Here is a 20,885-nt window from a genome sequence, read left to right as displayed (position 1 = left end):
CTTACATTCATGACACCATTAAAACGTTTTTATAACTTATTGCAGCTCGATAAGCGCGATGTATATCAAATTATCTTCTATGCTGCTTTTGGAGGGTTAGTCAACCTTTCACTCCCTTTGGGAATCCAGGCTATTATTAATTTTATTCAAAGCGGACAGCTGAGCGTTTCTTGGATCGTTCTCGTAGTTTTAGTTACAATTGGAGTTGGTTTTGGCGGGATTTTAACGATCTTACAGCTTCGTATAGTAGAAAATCTGCAGCAGCGAATTTTCGTTCGTTCTTCATTTGAATTTGCATACAGAATGCCTTTAATTAAATTTAAAGAAATGTATTCTGAATATGCGCCCGAAAAAGCCAATCGTTTCTTTGATACTCTTATGGTGCAGAAAGGAACGGCAAAATTACTGCTTGATTTCTGTACAGCATTTCTTCAAGTGGGTCTGGGTATTATTTTATTAGTACTGTACCATTCATTCTTTATGGTTATCGGACTTCTTTTCATTGTTATCTTATATGTCATTTTTAAGTTTTCGTACAAAGATGGTCTCGAAACCAGTTTGAACGAATCGAAGTTTAAATATAAGGTGGCAGCATGGCTTCAGGAAATTGCCCGCAATAGAGAAAGTTTCCGCAGAAAAGGTGCTTTTGAATATGCCTTAGATAGAAATGACGGCTATGTAAGCCAATATGTAAATTACCGTGAAAAGCACTTTCAGGTAATGAAAAAACAATATATACAGCTGACTATTTTTAAAGTAATTGTTACCGCTGCCTTATTGTCTATCGGTGGTTTTCTGGTAATTCACCACCAAATGAACATAGGGCAGTTCGTAGCAGCTGAAATTGTAATCGTATTATTGATTAACTCTGTTGAGAAAATTATCTTCGGACTGGAATCTTTCTACGATGTTTTGACTTCTGTTGAAAAAATTGGACAGGTTACTGACATGGAGATTTCATGTATTCCGCAGACTTCTGATAAAACGGAAAAAGGAATTAATATCGAAACAGAAAGCATCAGTTACCATTATCCAGAACATGGCAAAAAATCGCTTAAGAATATTAATTTGAAAATTTCTCAGGGCGAAAAAATTATTCTTACAGGAACAAACGGAGCTGGAAAAAGTACTTTATTGCGACTTCTCTCTGGAGTTTTAGAGCCAGAAAGCGGCGCTATGTATGTTACCGATAATTATATGAACCGTCTTAACGAAGATACTTACAGAGCTCAGGCGGGGACTTTTCTTCAAGGCGATACACTTTTTGCGGGTACAATCCGCGAGAATATTGTTTTCGGAAACGAGACATTAAACAGTGATGATTTAAAATGGGCTTTAGATAATGTTGGTTTAACGCCATATATTAAAACTTTTGAGAACGGACTCGATAATCAAATTCATCCAGGCGGACGCGAACTTTCTGCTTCAGATGTACAGAAGATTCTTTTGGCCAGAAGTATAGTTGGGAAACCGAATATCTTATTCTTGGAAGATCCTGTTGATAAAATGGACGAATTAACTTCGAACAAAATTGTTGATTTTTTACTTTCTGATGAAAACGACTGGACTGTAATTGTAACTTCTAAAAGTGATATTTGGAAAAGCAAATGCAGCCGTATGATCACGATTGATGACGGAAAAATTATTAACGACATAAAGCTTTAATCATGCTCAATATATCCAAAGATAATAACGTACTTATAACTCCGGGCAAATACAAATCGATTACAAGCGTTGCCCGCAGACCACATTATAGAATTTTAAATAAAGTCATAATCGGATTTTTGATTTTTCTTGTCTGCTGTCTTTTTCTGCCTTGGACACAGAATATTTCAGGAAGCGGTTCTGTGACAACTTTAAAACCAGATCAAAGACCGCAAACGGTTCACAATGCGATTGCAGGCCGTATTGAAAAATGGTATGTAAAAGAAGGTGATTATGTAAAAAAAGGAGATACTGTTCTTTTCATTTCAGAGATCAAAGAAGATTATTTAGATCCAAATTTGGTTGCAAATACCAAAGAACAAGTTGATGCTAAAAAAATGGCAGCAGAATCTTACGGCGACAAAGTAGGTTCTCTTGACGTTCAGGCACAGTCGCTTACAACAGAAAGACAATTGAAATTGCAGCAGGCGCAGAATAAAATTCGTCAGGCACAGCTGAAAATAAAAAGTGACAGTATGGACCTTGTTGCAGTAAGAACGCAGCTGCGAATTGCAAAAACACAATTCGATCGTTCTACAGCATTAAATAAAGAAGGTTTAAAACCAATGACAGATGTCGAGCAGAAAAGATTAAAACTGCAAGAATCTGAAGCATATATTATTACACAGGAAAACAAACTTTTAAGCAGCAGAAACGAACTGATAAACGCTAAAGTTGAAATCAATAGAATTACGGCTGAATATGCTGAAAAAATATCAAAATCAAGAAGTGATAAATTTACAGCTTTAAGTACACAGTACGATACAGAAGCTCAGGTAAATAAACTGGAAAATCAGTATACCAATTACAGATTGAGAAATGGTTTATATTACATTACAGCACCTCAGAGCGGTTATGTCAATCGTGCTTTGCTGGCTGGTCTTGGAGAAACTATTAAAGAAGGAACACCAGTTGTCAGTATTATGCCGTCTAAATATGATATTGCGGTAGAAACTTACGTAGATCCTATCGATTTACCGCTTGTTCACCGCGGTGCAAAAGTTCGTGTTTGGTTTGACGGATGGCCTAGAATCGTATTTTCTGGATGGCCGGGATTATCATACGGGACTTATGGAGGTAAAGTCGTGGCGATAGAAAACTTTATTAGTCCAAACGGGAAATACAGAATTTTGGTTTCGCCGGATGGAGCAGATCGTCACTGGCCAAAAGAATTAAGTATTGGTGCCGGAGCACAAAGTATTGCTTTGCTCGAAACGGTTTCTGTATGGTATGAAATTTGGCGAAACTTAAATGGTTTCCCGCCAAACTATTACAATTCAGGTGAAAAAGAAGAAAAAGGAAAGGAGAAAAAATAAAATGAGAAATCTTGTAAAATTGCTTTCTTTCTTATTTCTACTGAGTTTTTCTTCGCTTCAAAGTCAGAATTTTAACGAAGAAGAGCTGAGTTTCAGCGAGTTCTTAGGATACGTTAAAAAATACCATCCGCTCGTAAAACAAGCCAATCTTGAAGTAAGCAATGCGCAGGCGAGATTAATGGCGGCGCGTGGGGGCTTTGATCCAAAAATTGAAGTAGATTATAATAAGAAAGAATTTAAAGGAACCGAATATTATTCATTATTAAACAGCAGTTTCAAAATTCCAACTTGGTACGGAATAGAAATTAAAGCTGGTTTTGATGACACAGACGGACAATATTACAACCCGCAGAATCGTACGCCGGAACCAGGTTTAACATCGCTCGGAATCAGCGTTGCTTTAGGACAGGGAATGTTTATCAATCAGCGAATGGCTGATTTGAGAGAAGGAAAACTTCAGGTTAAATTAAGTGATGCCGAAAGAAAACTAAGAGCTATCGCCGTTTTGTACAAAGCTAGTGAAGCTTATTTCGACTGGAGAAGAAGCTACAACGAAGCGGAATTGTATAAAAATTACTTAGGCTTTGCAAGTACACGTTTTTCTGGCGTTAAAAAATTAATTGAATCTGGAGATTCGCCTGCAATTGACAGCGTTGAAGCTCGAATTACGGTAAGAAACAGAGAATTAAATGTAGAAAATGCAAATCTGAAACTGGCAAAAGCAAAACTTAATCTGGCTAATTATTTGTGGATCGAAAATGTTCCGGTTGAATTAGGAGATTTTGTAAAACCAGAGCAGAATTTAGGTCAGACGATTGAAGAAACTTTAAGAACAGATGCTATGATGGTTGATGTTGAATCGCTGGATTCGCATCCGAAAATACAATCGTTAGAAACTAAAATGTCTATTTTGGAAGTGAACAGGCAGTTAAAAGCAAATTCACTTCTGCCTAAAGTAAATGTTGGTTACAATTATATTTCAGAACCGCAATACTGGAATACTTTTAATGCAGATGATTATAAGTTTAATATCGATTTTAGTTTTCCTATTTTCTTAAGAAAAGAAAGAGGAAATTTAAAAATGGCTAAAATTAAAATTCAGGATCTGCAGTTCGACATTGGACAGCAGCGATTGGAACTTAAAAATAAAATAAAAGCACAGCAGACAGAAATCGCATCTTTAAGAAGACAGAAAACTGTAATCGATAATCTTGTTAACGATTATATGACAATGCTGGATTCAGAAGAGAAACTGTTTTCATTTGGAGAAAGTTCTATTTTCTTAATTAATTCGAGAGAAAATAATCTGGTAAGTGCCAAGTTATCTCAAATCAGTTTAGAAAATCAGTTTTATCTTTCTAATGCCGAGTTGTACAAAATATTGGCAAATCCAGACTAATACCTATTCAAATATGCAGTTTGCAATAGCTGTACTATATTAATTTTCAGAATTTAAATTCAAAAAAGCTTCAGATTTTTTCTGAAGCTTTTTTATTTAGAGAAATAATGCGACCTTTCTCTTTTCATTTCTGAGTTAAAAATTAAAAGAAATCAATTAAAGATGAAGCAGGCAATTGTAAATGCTGTTGTGCATACAGGTGACGAAATAGTGGAGAATGGAGTTGTAATTGTAGAAAACGGAATTGTTATTTCGGTTCAAAATAAAATTCCAAATGATATCGAAAAAATTGATTTAGGCGGCAGTCATCTTGCAGCTGGTTTTATAGATATTCAGATTAATGGCGGCGAAAAGTTTTATTTCAGTCAGACTCCAAACGAGGAAACTATTCAGGATATTTACGATTCAAGCTTGAAATACGGCACAACACATGTTTTACCTTGTTTGATTTCTTCTTCAAGAGAAACCATTTTAGAAGGAATTGAAGCCGTTCGTGCGTACATGAAAAAGTATAATAATGGCGTTATCGGAATGCATTTGGAAGGTCCGTTTTTAAATCCGTTAAGGCGTGGCGCTCACAGTATGGATCAAGTTCGAAAACCAACAAATGAGGAACTGAAAGAAATTATCGAAAAAGGAAAAGATGTCATAAAAGTAATTACCATCGCTCCCGAGTGTTTTACAGAAGAACAGTTAAATATGCTCATCGAAAGCGGTATCACAATCTCAATAGGACATTCGACCATAACCCATAAAGAAGCACAGTTTTATTTTTCCAAAGGAATAAATCTTGTAACGCATTTATTTAACGCCATGACACAGTTTGGGCATCGCGAACCAGGTTTGGTTGGGGCAGTTTTTGAAAACGAAGAAGTTTACGCTCCAGTTATTCTGGACGGCGTACATTGTGATTATGCAGCGGCCAAAGTGGCTTACAAACTTAAAAAAGACAAATTCTTTCTAATCAGCGATGCAACTTTTTTAGGCCGAAAAGTATCCAATTTTAAATGGGAAAATTTTGATGCTCATTTAGAAAATGGTTTCTACAGAAATGAAGACGGCAATCTGGCCGGTGCGGCAATATCAATGGCAGAAGCAGTGCAAAATGCCTATAATCATCTTCATGTTACAGCAGATGAAGCTGTAAAAATGGCATCTTCAAGAGTTGCAGCAGCAATTGGGATGCAGGATAAAATCGGAAAAATTAAAGTTGGATTTCCTGCATCATTTGTAAAATTTAATGCTGATTTATCTAGAATCGAAACGTTAGATTTAACGTAAAATACATTTTTTTTAAGCTTAAAATATAACTTTTAAGTACTGTAGCGTCTGGATAATTTTACTTTTAGTACAATTAATTTCATACTTTTCTTTCAATCTGTTTGTTTTTAAAAAGCATATTGATAGTTTTGTGCGCATATTTAACCCCAAACCTACTTACTTAAAATGAGAAAAAAAACTCACTACATTGTACTTGCGTTACTTTCAAGTATAATTTTTGGCTGCAGTGACGATGGAGATTCGTACAAACCAAATTACCTTCCAAGCATTGATGCTGCAGCTTTACCCGCAGAAAATCACCCGATGACCATGTTTGCTGATGACGAAGATCCAGCAAGAATGTACGATAAAACAGATCGATGGTTTAGAGTAAATGAGCCGCTGCAGGTGATTCAAAAAGGAAAAGATTCTGTACAGATTTCGCTTTATTCGCCTGTTGGACTTACTGATGTAAAAATTTATGCAAAACTGCCAAATTACGATAAGAGATTTTTGCTTTACAGCTTTTCAAAAGTTCCTGCTTTTCACCGTTCGTTTCATAAAATACCTTTAACAGAACAGAAAAATGATTATTTGTTAGAAACTGGAAACACGGTAACAATTGACAAAATCGCAGGATTCTCTTCGGGCGCAATTCAATTTTCGGTTGAATCTGAAGATCCTCTATTTCAAAAACTCAAAAAAATAAAATCAAATCACTTGGTTCAGTTCCATGATGGTTATCATATTAACGAACTTGGCAAATATCTTCCAATGAACCCAGCTTTGGCAAAAGAAGCTATCACAATGATTATCAATTATTCTTATGCTTTGAGTCATCCTTTATATTACAGCACTTTTACCAATTTTGATAAATACAAAGAAGAGCAGGCTGCTTTGGCGGGAACTGCTGTAAACGGAGCGTTGAACTGGCACGGAAATGCTGATGACGTTGACGGAGTTTACGATTATCTTTCAAAAGAAGAAATTGAAAAAATATATTGGAATTATCTGGACAAAAGAGCCGTTTATATGGCAATGGTTGGCGGAGACTCTGCATGGGGCGGGGGCGCATTGGCATCGCAGTGGGAATCTGGATATGTTACCGGACATTGGTTAGGAGAAATGTCAGTTTGGTCGCATGAATATTCGCATCACATTGGTTTCAGCCACAGCAGTAATTTGGCAAATAGCGGAGAAGGAGGCGGACAGCAGGAAATGCTGACTCATTTTTATAAATATTTGATTTATTTAAATGACCTTCCTTTTACAGATCCAGATGTTTTAAAAACCTATGCTAAAACAAATTATGTAAAAGGAACTTATAAAAAGCCAGTATTCACCGTTAATCCAAAAAATCCATTTTTGCTTAAATACAAAGGCGACGGAAAATGGAATTAAAATATAAAATAGATATGAAAAATATTTTGCCCTTAATTCTTGTACTTTGCTTTTTTACCAATTGCAGCAAAGATGATATCGAATCTAAAAATTACGATTATTATTATCCTACTGAAGAAGCTGTTCTTAATACAGAAAATATTCCAGGAAGCACAGAAGCATTTGATCCTAAAGGAATAGCAGTCTCAAACGAGAAATTATATGTTGTTAATGGAAACGTTTTGGAGATTTTTAATGCTGTTACTTTCGCTCATATTAAAACGATAAAAGAATATGTAAAAGGAACAACTACAATTCCGTTAACGAGTTTGACTTCTGTTGCTGTTGACAATGGACGTATTTATGTTGGAAGCACCGAATCGAGATTGTTTGTTTTTGATGAAATAACAAATGCAGGAATCAGTACTGTTGGAAACGGACAATGGTGGAAGACTTTTGTACACGTTTTTGGCGTAGTTGTAAAAGACGGATTGATATTCGTGAAAGAAAAAGAAAAGTTCATCAAAGTATTTGAAACCTCTCAAATTACAGAGACAAGTGATTGGGATTTACAGCCTATTGCCAAACTAAATACTTTAAACGGTTATACAGAAGTATACTCTATGGATGTTTACGGCGGCAGTCTTGTGGTAGCAGGAAGAGATGCGAAAAGCTATTTGTACTATAATATTGCCAATATTAAAGCAAATGCAGCGGCATCTTTAACAACTCCTATCGAGCCTGAGAAAACACAATTTTTAGATATAAAACCAATTGCTGTTTCTTTCAGCAAAGATTGGGCAGTAACTTCAGAAAATGTGGGAAGTGCGTCGTATTTAAGATTATATCCAAAAGAAGATTTTATCAAACAAAATTACAAAGCGGTTGTAAACGCTTCGGATATTTTAGGACAAAATCCATTCGGAACTATTGTTGGAACGGCACAGCTTAATGATGTTATTTTTCTATCGGACAATACCAATAAAAAAATCAGGATTATAAAACTGAATAAAGCTGTTATTGCAGAGCAGAATAATTAGGGTTTAAAGTCCAAATCAAAAACTTTAAATAAAATTCCAAATTCTAAATTCCAAATTCCAATTCACTCTGGAATTTGGAATTTGAATTTTTTTATTTTCAAAAAGTCTACTATATTGATAGGTTAATAAAAGTTTTGATAGTTTTTACAGAAAAATTGAAAATAACTACTTAAATTTGCAGCGGCAATGAAAAATAGTAACCAGAATATGAAGAATTATTATAGCGGCAGTATGTGCTGTGATGCTGTTATGAATCGTATGGATCTGGCTTATATATAAATGATACATTTATTTCGAAAAGCCTTTCATAACTATTTGAAAGGCTTTTTTGATTTTAAAACTTAATTAAATAATGATTGAATTAAAAAATGTAACCAAAACATTTCATCAGAAAGACAGAATTGTTGCTGCTTTATCTGATGTCTCGCTTAGAGTTCCTCCAGGGAAGATTTTTGGTGTAATTGGAACTTCTGGTGCTGGAAAAAGTACTTTAATTCGCTGTGTGAATTTATTGGAAAGACCAACTTCTGGAGAAATTATTGTAGACGGCAAAGCGCTTATGCAGTTATCAAATTCGGAACTGGCGATTGAAAGAAGACAAATCGGAATGATTTTTCAGCATTTTAATCTGCTTTCTTCGCGAACTGTTTTTGAAAATGTTGCTTTTCCATTGGAATTAGCAGGAACTTCAAAAACAGAAATTAAAACGCGTGTTTTAGAACTGCTTCAATTAGTTGGTTTAGCAGAAAAAGCAAATGATTTTCCTGCAAGTCTTTCGGGAGGCCAGAAACAAAGAGTTGCAATTGCAAGAACTTTAGCCAATAACCCGAAAGTGCTTTTGTGTGATGAAGCTACAAGCGCGCTGGATCCTGCAACTACCAGATCGATTTTAAATTTATTGAAAGACATTAACAAACGTCTGAATATTACCGTTTTATTGATAACGCACCAAATGGAAGTTGTAAAATCTATTTGTGATGAAGTGGCGGTAATCAGTCACGGAAAACTAATAGAGCAGGGAAGTGTGGGCGAAATCTTTGCCGATCCGAAACATGAATTGACTAGAGAGTTTATTTCATCTTCTTTACATATTGATATTCCATCCGTTTATCAGGAAAAACTAAAACAAGAAGATAACGGAACTTTGAACCCGTTATTGAAATTAGAAATGACTGGAAAATCGGTAAACGAACCTGTAATTTCTGAAGTATCAAGACTTTTTGATACTGATTTTAAAATTGTCAGTGCACAAATGGATCAGGCAGGCGACGTAAATTTTGGTGTAATGCTGATTGAATTATCAGGAAAACGCGAAAATTATAGTGCTGCGATTCAATATTTTAATTCAAAACATATTAAAACAGAAATTATAGGTTATGTCTGATTCCATTATAGAATTATTGTTAAAAGGAACATGGGAAACCATTGTTATGACTTTTGTATCGGGATTTTTTGGTTTTTTACTAGGACTTCCAACAGGAATTTTATTGTTCCTTACGCGTAAAGATCAAATCTTAGAACAGCCGGCTTTAAACAGAACATTGTCTGTTATAGTAAATATTTTTCGTTCGATTCCATTCATTATTTTAATCGTTTGGATGATTCCGTTTACGCGTGCCCTTGTAGGAACTTCAATTGGTGTCAGCGCGGCATTAGTTCCATTAAGCATTGGCGCGGCGCCATTTATCGCCAGATTGGTCGAAAATAGTTTATTAAGTCTTCCTTCTGGATTAATCGAAGCTGCAAGAGCATTGGGAGCAACGCCGCTTCAAATTGTTTACAAAGTATTACTTCCAGAGGCTTTACCTTCATTAATAAATGCTGCATCGATTACGTTAATTACGCTTGTAGGTTATTCTGCAATGGGCGGCGCTGTTGGTGCGGGCGGACTCGGACAAGTGGGATATCAGTACGGATATATTGGTTATGATGCCGTAACGATGAATTCGGTTCTGGCGTTACTGGTAATTTTAGTATTCCTGATTCAGTTTGCAGGAGACAGATTATCAAAGCGATTTGATCACAGATAATTATCAATTAAAAAATTAGAATTAAAAATTAAAAATAGAATTGTCATGAAAATAAATTTCTTGAAAACAGCCGGAATTTTAGCTTTAGCTCTTGTTGTAACAAATTGCGGAAAAAGCAAAAACAATGATCCGCATTTTATAAAAGTTGGCGTGGCTTCCGGACCAGAATTAAAAGTAGCAGAAGCAGCTAAAAAAGTAGCAAAAGAAAAATACGGTTTAGAAGTGGAATTGGTTTCTTTTAACGATTATGTGATTCCAAATGAAGCTTTAAGTCAAGGAGATATTGATGCGAATGCTTTTCAGCACAAACCATACTTAGACGAACAATCGAAACAACGCGGTTACAAATTGGCAATCATCGGAAAAACGTTTGTTTACCCAATTGCAGCTTATTCTAAAAAAATAAAAAGTCTTTCGGAATTGAAAAACGAAAGCACAATCATTATCCCAAATGATCCAACAAACGGCGGACGTTCTTTATTGCTTTTGCAAAAAAATGGTTTGTTGAAATTAAAAGAGAATGTAGGGCTGCTTCCTAAAGTTACAGACATTGTTAGTAATCCTAAAAACTTGAAAATTTTAGAATTAGAAGCACCGCAATTGCCTCGTGCTTTAGACGACGAAAATGTTTCTATTGCTATTATCAATAATACTTTTGCTTCTGCAGCAGGATTAGTTCCTTCGCGCGATGCTTTATTTGTTGAAGATAAAGATTCTCCGTATGTAAATTTAGTGGTAAGCCGTGAAGACAATAAAAACGAAGAAAAAGTAAAACAGTTTTTACAAGCGTTTCAATCTGCTGAAGTAGAAAAAGCTGCTGAGCAGGAATTTAAAGGAGGAGCTGTTAAAGGATGGTAAAATTAAAATTAAAATCTTTACTTATAGTAAGACTGTCTTTTGGGGCAGTCTTTTTTTTTAAACACTATTGAGAGCTCCAGCGGAGCAAAATATTTATAGAATGTAATGTAAGATTTGAAAACAGAAGCTCCAGCGGAGCGAAATATTTCGCTCCTCTGGAGCTCTTTTACACACAATGTATTTTTTATCTATAAATATTTCGTCCCTATGGGACTTGATGAAAAATTAATTGTCACGATGTAAATTAGTCTTTATTTTATAAATTAATCGATTCATTTTGTAACGTTTATATATCCTATCTCATTTAATTTAGGGAGATATTTCTAATACAAAAATCATGAGATCAATTTGGACAGGTTCAGTTAGTTTTGGATTAATTAATATTCCGATAAAAATCTTTTCTGCAGTAGAGGAAAGCAATCTTGATATGGATATGCTTGATAAAAAAGATCATGCCCATATTAAGTTTAAACGAGTCAACGAAGACACTGGTAAAGAAGTTGATTTTGCCAATATAGTGAAAGGCTATAAATTGGATGACAAATATGTCATTCTAGACGATTCAGATTTTGAAGCGGCGGACGCCATCAAAACGAAAACTATCGATATTGAAAGTTTTGTTCTTGAAAAAGAAATTCAAAGTATTTATTATGAACAGCCGTATTATCTGGAACCAGACAAAGGTGCAATGAATGCTTACGGACTGCTTCGTGATGCGCTTCAGGCTTCAGGAAAAGTGGGCGTGACACGTTTTGTTTTAAGAAATAAAGAAAGTCTTGCGATTTTAAAACCTTATAAAGATGTAATTGTTTTAAATCGAATTCGGTTTGAACAGGAAATTAGAAGTACAAGCGAATTAAAATTACCGCCAATGTCCAAAAAATCTACCAAAGAAATGGATATGGCCGAAAAACTAATAGATCAGCTTACAGAGAAATTTGACATCACAGGATTTAAAGACGAATACACTGCCAAACTTTTGGATATCATTAAAAAGAAAGCCAAAGGAAAACCTCAAAAAGCTTCTCCAAAACTTAAAGTCGTACACAAACAAAGTGATGATTTAATGGAAATGCTGAAAGCAAGTCTTGAAACTAAAAAGAAAAAATCATCTTAACTATTTTTCATTTCTTCCAGCTTTAAAATAATCTTTTTAATATTGGCTCCTTTTGATAAAACAGGTTTCCACAAGTCACCTTTTTTCTCAAAACGTCCCAATACATTTTTAATGGTAAATTGTGAAGGATGCAGTTTTTCTGTGACTTCACTCCATTCTAATGGTGTTGAAACTGTAGCGCCAGGTTTTGGACGAACAGAATACGGCGCAGCCAAAGTTTGTCCTCGGCGGTTTTGCAGAAAATCTATATATAATTTATTTTTTCTTTTCTTGATGCTTCGTTCAATCGAAGTAATTTTTGGAAGTCTCGCATGAACTTCTTTTGCAATTAATTCGGCTAGAATTTTAATCGAATCATAATCGTACTGCGCTCCAAGCGGAATGTAAATGTGAAGTCCGGTAGCGCCAGAGGTTTTGCAGAGGCATTCTGTATCCAGTTCATCCATCACTTCTTTTACTACTAATGCTGTTTGTACAACTATCGGAAAATCATTTTCTGTCGCAGGATCTAAATCAATTACCAGCCAGTCTGGATTTTGAATATGTTTTATAGTCGAGTTCCACGGATTCATTTCTATACAGCCGAGATTTGCCATATACAAAAGCGTTTCTTTATCATTACAAATCAAATAATTGACATCGGCATCGTTCGACTCAGAGAATATTTTTTTGGTTTTCAGCCATTTTGGTGTTTTATCCAGATCAATATCTTTTTGATAAAAACTTGGAGAATCAATTCCGTTTGGAAAACGATTCATAGATTCTGGGCGGTCCTTTAGATACGGAAGTATAAGCGGTGCCACTTCATTATAATATTGAATAACATCCCCTTTTGTAATTCCGTCCTTCGGAAAATAGATTTTATTCTGGTTGGTTAAATGCAAGGTCGTTTTACCAATTTTCAAATCATAATCATTTTCAGTTTTATGTTCTTTTGAATCTTCCATTGCAGTTGTGTTATCATTGCTTTTTTTATTCTCTTTCATATTGCCGATGAAATTGACTTCGCTGGCTTTTTTGTCTATTCTCAATCCTAAATAAACGGGATGTCTTAAATTTTTATCCTGCGTCCATTCAGAATATTTTACCTGACAAACCAGTTTGGGTTTAACCCATTGAATTTTATCACGTAACGGAACTTTTTCTTTAAGTGGTGATTGGTCAGTAAAAAGAGGCTCTAATTTGGTGTAAAGTTCTTTTAAAACCGATTCTGTAAAACCGGTGCCGCATTTTCCAATATACTGCAGTTCTTTTCCATTGTACTGCCCCAGCAGAATAGCGCCAAAATATTTTCTGGAATTTTTAGGTTCTGTTACTCCAATTATAATAGCTTCTTCTTCGTTAGAAATTTTAATTTTCAGCCAATTATTACTTCTATTGGCAACAGAATAAGAGCTCTCTGCTTTTTTAGCAATAATGCCTTCGCTCTTACTTTTTCTGGCATTTTCAAACTGTTTGATTCCATCTCCGATTGTATGTTCAGAATAAAAAATATTTGAGAAATCATATTTGTTAAATAAGATCTTCAGCAGTTCTTTTCGGTCAAGAAGGGATAAATCGGTTATTGAATTTCCGTCAAGATTTAGTAAATCAAAAACATAATATTTTAAATTACCGATTCCTGTTTTAATGTAATTTTGAAGCATTTGAAACTCGGCTCGGCCAGACTCATTTTCAACTACAACTTCGCCGTCGAGAATCACCGTATGATCAATCTTCTTTAATTCCTCGGCAATTGGTTTAAAATTAGTATCAAACGAAATTTTATTTCTGCTGAATAATTCTACTTTGGGCGGATTAATTACAGCAATTGTACGATAGCCGTCATATTTGTTTTCAAAAATCCATTCTTCATCATCAAAAGGTTTTTCAGTGGTATTGGCCAGCATTGGTTTTAAAAATACTGCTTCCTCTGCTTTTGTGATAGCCTTTTTTTTTGCGGGACTTTTAGTTTTGCTCTTTTCCTCAATTTTGGCAGTTAACTTTTCAGATTTCTCTTCTAATTGCTCCAAAGTCCTTTTAGAAATAACCGATTTATCGTTTTCTAAAATATCAGAATCAGTTGCATATTTATCTTGTTTTTTAATCAGCAGCCAGGCATTTTCCTGTTTTCCATGAAGTTTTACCAAAGAAAATTCGCCTTTAAGTTTTTTTCCCTTTAATATAAAACTCAAACGTCCTTTTTTAAGATCGGATGCTAATTGCTTTTCAGCAGAGGCTGTTTTTTCGTCTGAAGTATAAGTTCCGTTATCCCAAACAATTACATTTCCTGCGCCATAATTTCCTTCTGGAATGGTGCCTTCAAAATCTTTGTAACTGTACGGATGATCTTCAACCATCATCGCAAGGCGTTTTACTTCAGGATCCATTGAAGGCCCCTTTGGAACTGCCCAACTTTTTAAAACACCATCCATTTCTAATCTAAAATCATAATGCAAGTGTGATGCAGCATGTTTCTGAACCACAAAAATTAACTTATCAGCCGATTTCGCGATTTCTCCTTTCGGCTCACGTGTTTGTTTAAAATCCCTTTTCTGGTTGTATTTAGACAGTGACATAAGTTTTCTTAGATTTGAAGATTTAACATAACAGCATAAAGTGCTGTCGCGATAATAGCAAAAATGATATGGGCAAAGAACAGCTGAATATAATAGCCTCTAAAATCAATTGGGGGTTGATGATGAGTCATTTTGAAAATAATTATCCAGCTGATTATGCCAATTACACCGCTGATTGCCCCTAGTAGCAGAGCGCTTAGCGGTGAAATTGGAGCAATATCCTTTACCCAAATAATATGATATCCGACTACAAAGCAAAGTCCGATTGCATAATGCAATATCCAGCCCCAATTTATTTTTGCCTGCGTCGAAAGATCAATTTTCATTTTGTCAATAGCGTAGCTCAAAAGCACCGGCTCTTTATACAATTCCCTGAAATTTTGTGACATTGCATAACTAAACCATGTCATGGCTGATGTTGCTGCAATAGATACTAATAGTAATTCTAAAAAAGTATAAAGCATGACGAGGTGATTTAGAGATTAACTGATATCAAAGTTAGTTTCCAAAGTACCTCTTCTGCTTATAGGATTAGATTTACAAATTACATAATTGACAGTATATGAGATACTTTATATGAAATTATAAATATTAAATTGTAATTTTTATAAATTTAAGAAAGAACAGTTTCTAAACTTAATTTGAGGATTGAAACGGCTTTTTCCATTTCCTCTTTTTCTAAATGTCCAAATCCCAAACGGGTGGCGGTAAGATTTTTGGTTTGGTACAAAATAGTCTTCGGCAGGAATAATCCATTATTCGAACATTCTTTTTGAAATTTTATAAGATTGAAATCAGCAAGCCATTCTACCCAAATTGCCAGACCTCTTGGCGGTACTTTAAATTTAATTTTGTCTGCAAGTTTTTCGTTAAGTAACGAAACAAAATAATCTCTTCGTTCTTTGTAAATCTTTTTATTTTTTTTCGAAAGACGATGCACTTCGCCTTCCGTAATCCATTCTGTTAAAACCTGTTCTTTAAGGACATCGATGCTGGGTTCAAGTATGTTTTGATGTTTTTCGAGTTCTTTAATAAAGTCTGATGGGCCGGCAACAAATCCGTAGCTGAATCCCGACGGAAGCGATTTTCCAAAAGATCCTATATAAACCACACGCTGGTTAGAATCAAATGCAGCTAAAGGCAGAACTGGATTATTATCATAATGGAAATCAAAGTCATAATCATCTTCGAGAATCACAAAACCATATTGATTTGCCAATTCCAGAACCTCAATTCTTTTTTTAGCGCTGAGCAAAATTGTCGTAGGATAATGGTAATTTGAAGTAAGATACAACACTCTAATTGCAGAAGTTTCGCAGATTTCTTTTAGTCGTTTGGTATCAATTCCGTCTTCATTTACTGGAATAGAAATAATCTGCGCTCCAGTATTGGTCAAAGTCATATTAGACATGTAGTAACCGGGAGAAGCCACCACAACTTTATCGCCAGGACTGATAAGAACTTTTGTTACCAGATATAAACTGATTTCGTGACTGCTGGCTGTGAGCAGGTTTGAAGTCGAAATTCGAATTCCTCTAGTAAGATTTAAATAATTGGAAAAATGGGTTTTAAAATTTAAGTGGGAACGCAGCTGAATTTGTTCGTATGTTTTGGAAGTTTTTCGTCTTTTTAATTTGGAGACGTAAAGTCTAGCGAGAACATCTGTTTGTACCAATCGCAAATCGGGCATTCCGTCATTAAATTGATAAGGCAGATTACTAATTTCTGTTGGATTTTCGAGAATTGTAGAACGCTGAAATGCAAAACCAGTGTTTAAATTTAATTCAGATTGATTTTGATCTTTTGCAAAAGTATATTGAGTTTGGCTTTTTTGTTTTTGCTGTGATAAAATAAATGTTCCTTTATTAGGAAGCGTTTCAATCCAGCCCTGCGATTCCAGATCCTGAAAAGCCTTAATTAATGTATTTCTATTAACAGACAATACTTTACAGAGTATTCTTGTGCCGGGAAGTTTGGTTCCTTCAGGCAGAAAACCAGTTTGTATGGCTTTGATAAATTCAAAAACAAGCTGCAGATAAATTGCTGTGTTTTCTTCTGGCTTAAGCTGAATAAAGCTTCTAAAAGGAATTTCAACCGGACTATCCATAATTATAAAACTGGTATACTTTATTGGTACGGCAAGGTACTACTTTTGCCAAAAAAACAATAACCAAATGAAAAAAATCTATTTTGCTGTTTTTACAGTAATTTGTACCAATTTTTACGCACAGACCCAAAAAGATTCCATTAATAATATGGAGGAAGTTATAATTAATGAAAACCGATTTAATACACCAATTTCAAAACAAAATAGAAATGTGTATGTAATTTCAAGTGAAACCATTAAAAAACTTCCAGGAAGAACGCTTCAGGAAGTACTGCAATACGCAAACGGAGTTGACATTAGACAAAGAGGTCCGTTTGGAACTCAGGCAGATATAAGTGTAGACGGAGGAAGTTTTGAACAAACTGTTGTTTTGCTAAATGGAGCAAAAGTAATCGATTCGCAGACTGCACACAATATGTTAAATCTTCCACTTCCGGTTGAAGTTATTGAAAGAATCGAAGTAGTTCGCGGACCGGCAGCAAGAATTTACGGTATCAACAGTTTAACGGGAGCAATTAATATAATCACTAAAAAACCAACAGATTCTGGATTTTTGGTAAGCACTTACGCTGGTTCTAATTTTGAAAAAGATACCCGCGATACAGGAGACACTTTTTACGGAACCGGCGTTCAGGCTGGTGCTGTTTTGGGGAAAGAAAAACAACAGCATTTGATTTTTGCTTCTCACGATAAAAGCAATGGCTACCGATACAACACCGCATTCGAAAACAATAAAATTTTCTATCAAGGAAATGTGCAGCTTAATGACTCTAATGAAATTTTAGGTTCAGCGGGTTACATCAACAACGGATTTGGAGCAAACGGATTTTATGCAGCACCAGGAGATTTAAATTCTACTGAAATTGTCCAGACTACATTTGCCAATATTCAATCTAAACATGCTATTACAGAAAATTGGAAAATTATGCCGAGAGTAACATACCGATATAATTATGATGATTATCGTTACTTAGGAAACTCAAATTTAAATGTTGGAAGAAGTCAGCATTATACTAATTCTATCGCTGGAGAATTGAATTCGACGGTTAAATTATCTAAAGGCGAAATTGGTTTTGGAGCTGAATTTAGAAATGAAAATATTCATTCGTCTAATATTGGAGATCATGACCGTGAGAATGTTGGAATCTATGCAGAATACAGAACGAGTTTTACAGATAAGCTTGATGTGAATTTAGGAACTTATTTGAATTATAATTCCGATTATAAATGGCAGGTTTATCCTGGAATTGATGCTAGTTATGCCATTACAGATGCCTTTAAAATCATTGGAAATGTTGGAACAAGCCAGAGAATTCCATCTTTTACAGATTTATATTTAAAGCAGACAGGAAATATTGGCAACGCCGACTTAGATTCGGAAAATGCTTTTCAAAGTGAAATTGGTTTTAAATACAACAAAAAAGCTTTAAGCTTTAATGCTAATTATTTTTACAGAAAAATAGACAATTACATCGATTGGATGCGTGATTTGACAACGCAGCCATGGCAGAGTCAAAATACAGGAGATTTAAAAACAAACGGAATCAACCTGCGAGGGAACTACAGATTTGATTTTTCTAAAGATTCAAGATTGAATATCCTTCTAGCTTATACGTATTTAGATTCTCAGTTTGAAAGTTCTCGAACAGAAATATATTCTAAGTATCTTATTTCTTCATTAAAACATCAAATAACCAATACAATAGATTATCAATACAGAAATTTTTCAGTATTGTTTGCAACACGTTTTAACGAAAGAATTACTGGGCCTTCTTACTGGGTTAATGATTTTAGAGTAAGTCAGTCCATTCAAAAATTTACAATCTTTTTAGATGCGCAGAATATATTTAATGCCACTTATTATGAAGTAGGAGCGGTGCCTCTGCCGTCAAGATGGTTTACTTTGGGAGTGAAATTAGTGACTTTTTAAGACGAATATCATTTTACTTTAGTTAGTTACAGAGCTTGGAAACTTAATTGTTTTCAGGCTTTTGTGCTTTAAAAAATTAGTTTTCATATGAATGTTTATGTAAAAATTTCTAAAAATACTGTAAGATTAACTGTTTTATAAGTAGTTACTTAGCTTTTGCAAACATTAAAACATTTATTATGAAAGCTTTATTGAAATCAAAAGTCATACTTTTTGTATTTGTAACTGGAGTCCTGTTTTCTTGTAAAAAGAACGACGGTTACAGTGATCAAATAGAAACTTCCAGCGTTCCTCTTGACACAACACAAACAGAACAAGTTTCTGATACTGCCACTACATCGACAAATATTGTAACTACTCAAACTCCAACAACTGCAAATGGTAATACAGATTCTTTAAGTACTGCCGGCAGAGGAAGCGGGCCAGGAGAAAGTGTACAAGATGGTTCGACCTATACGCCTGCAAAAGGAGTGCAAAAAGACAGCGTTAAACTGCAGACAGAAAGTGCTAAAAAAAGAAAGAATAAATAATTATTCAATCAGAACAATTATAAACTCATTTCAAAACGAAATGAGTTTTTTTATGCCGTAAAGAATTTAAAACTAATTTTCTTTTGGAAATTCTTTGTAAAAATTAAAATTCTTTAAATTTATTTTTCATTTTAAATTGTTGTTATTCAGTGTTTTTACAAGGGTATAGAGCAATTCTTAAAATAAAATTGAAAAAAATATTATTAAATACTACTAATTTGATAGAATTAGTATGTATATTTGTACCACAGAAAATTTCTGAATGATACTTATCCAGAAAGACCGAGGGAATAGGCCCATTGACGTCTTAGCAACCTGTTACCGAATAAGGTGCTAAATCCTTCCACTATAGTGGACAGATAAGAAAGATTTCCTCCAAATCTGAATAAGGTCATATTTTTAAACTTTTATTTTTTTAAAATGAAAACCGAATCAATCTTATACTCAGGTTACGAACTTTTGAATTTAATTTTCGAAGAAAATAGTCTTGCTTTTTTCCGAATGTGAAGAAATTAAATTCTCCCAATATTTTTATTATTCGACAATTTCTAGAAGCCTTTTCACATTTGGGCTTGAATATCTTTATATCCATTATTAACCAAAATCAAAATACAATGAAAAAAATACTATTAGGCTTTGCTTTCCTTTTTGGCTTTAGCCAAACTCAGGCACAGGAAAATAATTTGCAGTTAAAAGGAACTGTTGTAGATACAGTTGTTAACTATGTTTACCTGCAAAAGTTTCATAATAAAATGTTTACCACAATTGATTCGGTAAAAGTGAAAGACGGAAATTTTAGTTTTAAAACTAAAGTGAAAACGCCCGAATTGTACGGTTTAAGTGTGAATACAGAAAGCAGTCCTTTGTATATTTTTCTTGAAAAAAGCCCTATTACAGTAAAATTAAATCCGAAGAAATATTACAGCAATTCAGTAGTCGAAGGTTCTGCTTCTCAAGATTTATTTGAAACTTACAAAAAATCGAAAGATGTAGAAATCAGTAAATTCATTACAGAAAATCCTAATTCAATTGTTTCGGCTTATGTATTGTACAGAAATTGGTCTTACAGATTATCACCAGAACAAATTAGACAAAATATTGCCTTGCTCGATAAAACCCAGCAAAATACTACTTACGTGAAAGAGCTAAAAGATCTTGCCCTTGTTTTGGACGGATTGGCAGTGGGGAAAAAAGCTCCAGATTTTACAGCCAATAATCCAGAGGGAAAACCAATCCGTTTTTATGAAAATTTAAAAGGTTACACTTTAGTCGATTTTTGGGCTTCGTGGTGCGGCCCATGCCGAAGAGAAAATCCAAATATCGTAGCCGCTTATAAAGAATTTCACGATAAGGGATTCAATATTGTTGGAATCTCTTTGGATAAAAAGAAAGAAAACTGGATCAAAGGAATTCAGGATGATAATTTGACTTGGCTCCACGTTTCTGATTTACTTTTTTGGAACAGCGCCGTTGCGAAGTTATACGGAATAAGAGCAATTCCTGGAAATTATTTAGTCGATTCAAACGGAATAATCGTAGCCAAAAATCTTCAGGGCGAAGAGTTACAGTCTACACTTAAATCGCTTTTAGAAAAAAAAATATGAACGTTTTAAACACATAGAGTCAAGTCAAAATGCTTTACTCACCAAAAGATTA

At 34.5% G+C, this 20,885-nt stretch carries 16 protein-coding genes and 1 riboswitch; of the genes, 13 read left to right on the top strand and 3 right to left on the bottom strand.

The window, feature by feature from the left end:
- Positions 1–9: 9 nt before the first annotated feature.
- The 10 genes from HYN86_RS19845 to ku all read left to right on the top strand — a co-directional run bounded on the left by HYN86_RS19845 (position 10) and on the right by ku (position 12,104).
- Entirely contained in the window at positions 10–1,665 is a 1,656-nt protein-coding gene (locus tag HYN86_RS19845; protein WP_113679620.1) for a peptidase domain-containing ABC transporter, read from the top strand.
- A gap of 2 nt (positions 1,666–1,667) precedes the next feature.
- Positions 1,668–3,020, top strand: a complete 1,353-nt coding sequence (locus HYN86_RS19840; protein ID WP_113679619.1) for an HlyD family secretion protein — start codon at positions 1,668–1,670, stop codon at positions 3,018–3,020.
- Position 3,021: 1 nt separating this feature from the next.
- A complete protein-coding gene (locus tag HYN86_RS19835; RefSeq protein WP_113680013.1) occupies positions 3,022–4,419 on the top strand; it encodes a TolC family protein in 1,398 nt (465 codons plus the stop codon).
- A 162-nt stretch (positions 4,420–4,581) separates the two neighbouring features.
- Positions 4,582–5,700, top strand: coding sequence for an N-acetylglucosamine-6-phosphate deacetylase (nagA, locus tag HYN86_RS19830; protein WP_113679618.1), 1,119 nt, complete (start codon positions 4,582–4,584; stop codon positions 5,698–5,700).
- A gap of 165 nt (positions 5,701–5,865) precedes the next feature.
- Complete coding sequence (locus HYN86_RS19825) at positions 5,866–7,080, top strand: hypothetical protein (protein ID WP_113679617.1); 1,215 nt, start codon at positions 5,866–5,868, stop codon at positions 7,078–7,080.
- A gap of 14 nt (positions 7,081–7,094) precedes the next feature.
- Positions 7,095–8,099 carry an NHL repeat-containing protein gene (locus HYN86_RS19820; protein ID WP_230406397.1) on the top strand — a complete coding sequence of 335 codons (1,005 nt, stop codon included), beginning with the start codon at positions 7,095–7,097 and terminating at the stop codon, positions 8,097–8,099.
- Positions 8,100–8,451: 352 nt separating this feature from the next.
- Positions 8,452–9,483 carry a methionine ABC transporter ATP-binding protein MetN gene (gene metN / locus HYN86_RS19815; protein ID WP_113679615.1) on the top strand — a complete coding sequence of 344 codons (1,032 nt, stop codon included), beginning with the start codon at positions 8,452–8,454 and terminating at the stop codon, positions 9,481–9,483.
- Positions 9,476–10,129 (top strand): methionine ABC transporter permease MetI, encoded by a 654-nt coding sequence (locus tag HYN86_RS19810; RefSeq protein WP_113679614.1) that lies wholly within the window; start codon positions 9,476–9,478, stop codon positions 10,127–10,129. The genes metN and HYN86_RS19810 overlap by 8 nt, the downstream gene beginning before the upstream one ends.
- Before the next feature lie 45 nt (positions 10,130–10,174).
- Positions 10,175–10,987, top strand: coding sequence for a methionine ABC transporter substrate-binding lipoprotein MetQ (gene metQ / locus HYN86_RS19805; RefSeq protein ID WP_113679613.1), 813 nt, complete (start codon positions 10,175–10,177; stop codon positions 10,985–10,987).
- Between the two features lie 337 nt (positions 10,988–11,324).
- Positions 11,325–12,104 (top strand): non-homologous end joining protein Ku, encoded by a 780-nt coding sequence (gene ku / locus HYN86_RS19800; protein WP_113679612.1) that lies wholly within the window; start codon positions 11,325–11,327, stop codon positions 12,102–12,104.
- Here ku and ligD read toward each other — a convergent pair.
- From ligD to HYN86_RS19785, 3 genes are all read right to left on the bottom strand, one after another.
- Complete coding sequence (gene ligD / locus HYN86_RS19795; protein ID WP_113679611.1) at positions 12,101–14,662, bottom strand: DNA ligase D; 2,562 nt, start codon at positions 14,660–14,662, stop codon at positions 12,101–12,103. The two genes, ku and ligD, sit on opposite strands and share 4 nt — an antisense overlap.
- 8 nt (positions 14,663–14,670) lie before the next feature.
- Positions 14,671–15,126, bottom strand: a complete 456-nt coding sequence (locus HYN86_RS19790; RefSeq protein WP_113679610.1) for a hypothetical protein — start codon at positions 15,124–15,126, stop codon at positions 14,671–14,673.
- Positions 15,127–15,275: 149 nt separating this feature from the next.
- Positions 15,276–16,769, bottom strand: a complete 1,494-nt coding sequence (locus tag HYN86_RS19785; protein ID WP_113679609.1) for an aminotransferase-like domain-containing protein — start codon at positions 16,767–16,769, stop codon at positions 15,276–15,278.
- A gap of 67 nt (positions 16,770–16,836) precedes the next feature.
- Between HYN86_RS19785 and HYN86_RS19780 the strand changes: the two genes are divergently transcribed.
- From HYN86_RS19780 to HYN86_RS19770, 3 genes are all read left to right on the top strand, one after another.
- On the top strand, positions 16,837–18,699 hold the full coding sequence (locus HYN86_RS19780) for a TonB-dependent receptor plug domain-containing protein (RefSeq protein WP_113679608.1): 1,863 nt from the start codon (positions 16,837–16,839) through the stop codon (positions 18,697–18,699).
- Positions 18,700–18,878: 179 nt separating this feature from the next.
- Positions 18,879–19,229 carry a hypothetical protein gene (locus tag HYN86_RS19775; protein WP_113679607.1) on the top strand — a complete coding sequence of 117 codons (351 nt, stop codon included), beginning with the start codon at positions 18,879–18,881 and terminating at the stop codon, positions 19,227–19,229.
- Between the two features lie 266 nt (positions 19,230–19,495).
- A riboswitch (SAM riboswitch) is annotated at positions 19,496–19,595 on the top strand.
- Between the two features lie 248 nt (positions 19,596–19,843).
- Positions 19,844–20,833, top strand: a complete 990-nt coding sequence (locus HYN86_RS19770) for a TlpA disulfide reductase family protein (protein ID WP_113679606.1) — start codon at positions 19,844–19,846, stop codon at positions 20,831–20,833.
- Positions 20,834–20,885: the final 52 nt, after the last annotated feature.

It is taken from the genome of Flavobacterium fluviale (assembly GCF_003312915.1).
GTDB lineage: Bacteria > Bacteroidota > Bacteroidia > Flavobacteriales > Flavobacteriaceae > Flavobacterium > Flavobacterium fluviale.
Note: the sequence above shows the minus strand (reverse complement) of the source record. Positions and strands in the feature narration are given on the sequence as shown.

Bases quoted from the DNA above. Each gene is read 5' to 3' on its own strand.
- HYN86_RS19835 (WP_113680013.1), top strand. From the start codon at position 3,022: ATGAGAAATCTTGTAAAATTGCTTTCTTTCTTATTTCTACTGAGTTTT.
- ligD (WP_113679611.1), bottom strand. From the start codon at position 14,662: ATGTCACTGTCTAAATACAACCAGAAAAGGGATTTTAAACAAACACGT.
- HYN86_RS19780 (WP_113679608.1), top strand. From the start codon at position 16,837: ATGAAAAAAATCTATTTTGCTGTTTTTACAGTAATTTGTACCAATTTT.
- HYN86_RS19775 (WP_113679607.1), top strand. From the start codon at position 18,879: ATGAAAGCTTTATTGAAATCAAAAGTCATACTTTTTGTATTTGTAACT.
- HYN86_RS19790 (WP_113679610.1), bottom strand. From the start codon at position 15,126: ATGCTTTATACTTTTTTAGAATTACTATTAGTATCTATTGCAGCAACA.
- HYN86_RS19810 (WP_113679614.1), top strand. From the start codon at position 9,476: ATGTCTGATTCCATTATAGAATTATTGTTAAAAGGAACATGGGAAACC.
- HYN86_RS19845 (WP_113679620.1), top strand. From the start codon at position 10: ATGACACCATTAAAACGTTTTTATAACTTATTGCAGCTCGATAAGCGC.
- metN (WP_113679615.1), top strand. From the start codon at position 8,452: ATGATTGAATTAAAAAATGTAACCAAAACATTTCATCAGAAAGACAGA.
- HYN86_RS19825 (WP_113679617.1), top strand. From the start codon at position 5,866: ATGAGAAAAAAAACTCACTACATTGTACTTGCGTTACTTTCAAGTATA.
- HYN86_RS19770 (WP_113679606.1), top strand. From the start codon at position 19,844: ATGAAAAAAATACTATTAGGCTTTGCTTTCCTTTTTGGCTTTAGCCAA.
- HYN86_RS19820 (WP_230406397.1), top strand. From the start codon at position 7,095: ATGAAAAATATTTTGCCCTTAATTCTTGTACTTTGCTTTTTTACCAAT.
- HYN86_RS19785 (WP_113679609.1), bottom strand. From the start codon at position 16,769: ATGGATAGTCCGGTTGAAATTCCTTTTAGAAGCTTTATTCAGCTTAAG.
- HYN86_RS19840 (WP_113679619.1), top strand. From the start codon at position 1,668: ATGCTCAATATATCCAAAGATAATAACGTACTTATAACTCCGGGCAAA.
- nagA (WP_113679618.1), top strand. From the start codon at position 4,582: ATGAAGCAGGCAATTGTAAATGCTGTTGTGCATACAGGTGACGAAATA.
- ku (WP_113679612.1), top strand. From the start codon at position 11,325: ATGAGATCAATTTGGACAGGTTCAGTTAGTTTTGGATTAATTAATATT.
- metQ (WP_113679613.1), top strand. From the start codon at position 10,175: ATGAAAATAAATTTCTTGAAAACAGCCGGAATTTTAGCTTTAGCTCTT.